The sequence below is a fragment of the Caulobacter sp. genome (assembly GCF_035254145.1).
In the GTDB taxonomy this organism is placed as follows: Bacteria; Pseudomonadota; Alphaproteobacteria; order Caulobacterales; family Caulobacteraceae; genus Caulobacter.
The window spans coordinates 1-3,482 of record NZ_DATFAV010000141.1; the positions used below are offsets into that span (position 1 = coordinate 1).

Below are 3,482 nucleotides of genomic sequence, written 5' to 3' on the forward strand. Positions count from 1 at the left end.
GGCTGGCCCTACGACATCCACGCCTTCGTCGACGTCGCGCCGATCCTGGCCAAGGCCGGCTATCGCGTGATCATCCCGCACTTGCGCGGCTACGGCACGACGCATTTCCTCTCCAGCGAAACGCCGCGCAACGGCGAGCCCGCCGCGATGGCCGCCGACATCATCGCGCTGATGGACAAGCTCGACATCAAGAAGGCGGTCGTCGCCGGCTTCGACTGGGGCGCGCGCACCGCCGACATCATCGCCGCGCTGTGGCCCCGGCGCTGCCGGGGCCTGGTGTCGGTCAGCGGCTATCTGATCGGCGGGCAGGCGGCCGGAGCGCGGCCACTGCCGCCCGAGGCGGAGCTGCAGTGGTGGTACCAATTCTACTTCGCGACCGAGCGCGGCCGCGCCGGATACGACGCCAATCGCCGGGCCTTCGCCCGACTGATCTGGCGGCTGGCTTCTCCGAAATGGAGCTTCGACGACGCCACGTTCGAGCGCTCGGCGGCCGCTTTGGACAATCCCGATCACGTCGCCGTGGTGATCCACAACTATCGCTGGCGGCTGGGCCTGGCGGAGGGCGAGGGGCGCTACGAGCCGCTGGAACAACGCCTGGCGCGCGCCCCAACGATCGGCGTCCCGACCATCACCCTGGAGGGCGACGCCAATGGCGCCCCGCATCCGGAGCCCGCGACCTACGCGGCCAAGTTCACCGGGCCCTACGCCCACCGAACCATCGAAGGCGGCGTTGGCCATAACCTGCCTCAGGAGGCGCCCGAGGCCTTCGCTCTGGCGATCCTCGACACCGCCCGCGGCTGATTTTCACAAGGATTGGACCCATGGAAGACAATGTCATCGTCGACTCCAGCTTCACGGCCGTGGTCAACGCGCCGATCGGGGATATCGACATCCCGGCGTGGTGCTTCAGCCTGCCGGACAAGGAGTACCAAGGGTGCTCGCCTGCCCACGTCGCGGCCGGCGCGACCACGGCGCCGGACGGCCGGAGAATGTCGATCAACGTCGAGGTGATCGGCGGCACGCCGATGGTCCAGCACTACGTCGAGAAGCACGCAGAGCCGCACCACCTGGTTCTGGAGTCCGTCTCGGACCTCTTCACCACCGCGGGACGCACGACCATGGTGGTGATGTGGGAACTGAGCGTGGCGCCGCTCGACGATGGTCGCTGCGAGTTCACCAATCACGTGCGGACCTGGGCCACTGAAGAGTTCACGGCCTATCTCGACCGGCAGGGCATCCCGTTCGACGTCTTCCGGGCTCAGCGTCAGCCGTTCAGCCGCGCCCACAACGCCGGAGAGACACCGCTCTTCGCCGCCAGCCTGGAGCGCCACGCCCTGCGCCAGGCCGCGAAAGGTTGAACCATGACCTACGATCCCAAGACCACCGCCGTTCTGCTCGTCGACCCCTACAACGACTTCCTGAGCGAGGGCGGCAAGACCTGGCCGCGCCTCAGGGCGATCGCCGAGGAGGTGAGCCTGCTTGACCACCTGCGCACGGTCGTCGCCGAAGCCCGGGCGGCCGGGCTGCAGATCGTCTTTGTGCCGCACCACCGATGGGAGCCAGGCGACTACGAGGACTGGCGCCACGCCACACCCTACCAGCGGGCCGGCGCACAGCGCCAGATTTTCGCCCGCGGCTCGTGGGGCGGCGCGTTCCACGACGACTTCCAGCCGCGGGAGGGCGATATCGTCGCCAAGGAGCACTGGGGCTCCAGCGGCTTTGCCAATACCGATCTGGATCTGAGACTCCGACAAGCGGGCATCCAGAGCCTGATCCTGGTCGGACTGATCGCCAACACCTGTATCGAAGCCACCGGCCGCTTCGCCATGGAGCTAGGCTACGACGTCACCCTGGTGCGTGACGCGACGGCCGCCTTCAGCGCCGAGGCGATGCATGCCGCCCACGAGATCAATGGTCCGACCTACACCCGCGAAATCCTCACGACCGCGGTCCTGGTGGGCCGGTTGCGGGAGATCCCGCGATGAGCGCCGAGCGTCACCTGACGGTCGATCGATCTCAGCCGGGTGTCTGGCGGATCACGTTCGACAATCCGCCGATCAACATGCTGGCGCCCGAGGGCATCATCGCGTTGCAGAGGGTGGTCACCGAGATCGAGGCCGATCCCCAGGCCAAGGTCATGATCTTCCAATCCGCGGATCCGGACTTCTTCATCGCCCACTTCGACACGGCCCGAGCCGCCGACCTCCCGCGGACAGCCGGACCCAGTGGCCATTCGCCTTGGATCGACGTCGTCGTCCGAATGGCCCGTTCGCCGGTCGTGAGCATCGCCAAGATCCGCGGCCGCACGCGCGGTGTCGGAAGCGAGTTCGTGCTCGCCTGCGACATGCGCTTCGCCAGCCGCCAGCGCGCGATCCTCGGCAATCCGGAAGTAGGCGTTGGCCTCCCACCCGGAGGTGGGGCGCTGGAATGGCTGCCGCGCCTGGCCGGTCGATCGCGGGCGCTTGAAATCGTGCTGAGCGGCGACGACTTCGACGCTGACCTGGCCGAGCGCTACGGCTGGATTAACCGCGCTCTCGACGACGATGCGCTCGACGAGTTCGTGGACGCACTGGCCGGACGACTGGCCACGTTCGACCGTCAGACGCTCGGCGACCTCAAGGCGCAGGTCAACCGCGTGGGCGTACCGACGGGCGACGAACTGGAGTCCAGCAACCGGATGTTCTTCGACGCCCTGCGCCACCCCGACACGCAGGCCCGGCGCGCCCGGCTCGGCGGGTTCGACTACGGCCGACGCAGCGACTTCGAGCTGAACTTCGGGCGCTATCTCCGCGGGCTTGCTCCGGACTGAGCGCGCGGCCGCATGCTGAACAAGAGGAGGCGAGAATGTCTGACTACAAGCTCGAGGTGGTCGTCGTACCGGTGTCGGACGTCGACCGCGCGGCGGCGTTCTATCGCCGCCTGGGCTGGCGCGTGGACGCCGACATCACGACCGACGCGGGCGGTCGGATCCTACAGTTCACGCCGCCGGGCTCGCCCGCCTCCATCCTGATCGGCACGGGACTGACCCCGTCCGCGCCAGGCACGGCGCGGTTCCTGCATCTGATCGTCACCGACATCGAAGTCGCGCGGGCCGAACTGGTCAGCAAGGGCGTGCAGGCCAGCGCCGTCTTCCATGACGCGGCAGGGGGCTACAACCGCTTTGATCTGGCCGCCCGCGCCGAGGGACCAGACCCTCAGCGGCGAAGCTACGCCTCGTTCGTGACGTTCGACGATCCTGACGGCAACGGCTGGGTGTTGCAGGAAATCACATCGCGTTTCCCGGGCCGCATCGACCCCGGCGTGACCAGCTTCAGCTCGGTCGCCGACTTGGCCGAGGCTCTGCGACGCGCGGCCGCCGCTCACGGCGAGCACGAGAAGCTCACCGGCGCGGCCGACCCCGCCTGGGCCGATTGGTACGCGGCCCATATGGCTGCCGCCCAGGCCGGCGGTTGAGACGTGGCCGGTCCCCCGAAGGTCGTGAG

The 3,482-nt window shown here is 68.3% G+C and carries 5 protein-coding genes; all 5 read left to right on the forward strand.

Going from position 1 to position 3,482, the window contains the following annotated elements; genetic code table 11:
* On the forward strand, positions 1–801 hold an 801-nt coding region (locus VJ655_RS08495; RefSeq protein WP_324110634.1), incomplete at its 5' end, for an alpha/beta hydrolase.
* Positions 802–821: 20 nt separating this feature from the next.
* Complete coding sequence (locus tag VJ655_RS08500) at positions 822–1,358, forward strand: hypothetical protein (protein WP_324110635.1); 537 nt, start codon at positions 822–824, stop codon at positions 1,356–1,358.
* Between the two features lie 3 nt (positions 1,359–1,361).
* A complete protein-coding gene (locus tag VJ655_RS08505) occupies positions 1,362–1,985 on the forward strand; it encodes an isochorismatase family cysteine hydrolase (RefSeq protein WP_125157732.1) in 624 nt (207 codons plus the stop codon).
* A complete protein-coding gene (locus tag VJ655_RS08510; protein WP_324110636.1) occupies positions 1,982–2,809 on the forward strand; it encodes an enoyl-CoA hydratase/isomerase family protein in 828 nt (275 codons plus the stop codon). Before VJ655_RS08505 ends, VJ655_RS08510 begins: the two co-directional genes overlap by 4 nt.
* A 35-nt stretch (positions 2,810–2,844) precedes the next feature.
* Positions 2,845–3,453: a VOC family protein gene (locus VJ655_RS08515; RefSeq protein WP_324110637.1), complete on the forward strand. Its 609-nt coding sequence runs from the start codon at positions 2,845–2,847 to the stop codon at positions 3,451–3,453.
* The last annotated feature ends 29 nt before the right edge of the window (positions 3,454–3,482 follow it).

Excerpts from the sequence above, each read along its gene's own strand:
- VJ655_RS08500 (WP_324110635.1), top strand. The coding sequence starts at position 822 with ATGGAAGACAATGTCATCGTCGACTCCAGCTTCACGGCCGTGGTCAAC.
- VJ655_RS08505 (WP_125157732.1), top strand. The coding sequence starts at position 1,362 with ATGACCTACGATCCCAAGACCACCGCCGTTCTGCTCGTCGACCCCTAC.
- VJ655_RS08510 (WP_324110636.1), top strand. The coding sequence starts at position 1,982 with ATGAGCGCCGAGCGTCACCTGACGGTCGATCGATCTCAGCCGGGTGTC.
- VJ655_RS08515 (WP_324110637.1), top strand. The coding sequence starts at position 2,845 with ATGTCTGACTACAAGCTCGAGGTGGTCGTCGTACCGGTGTCGGACGTC.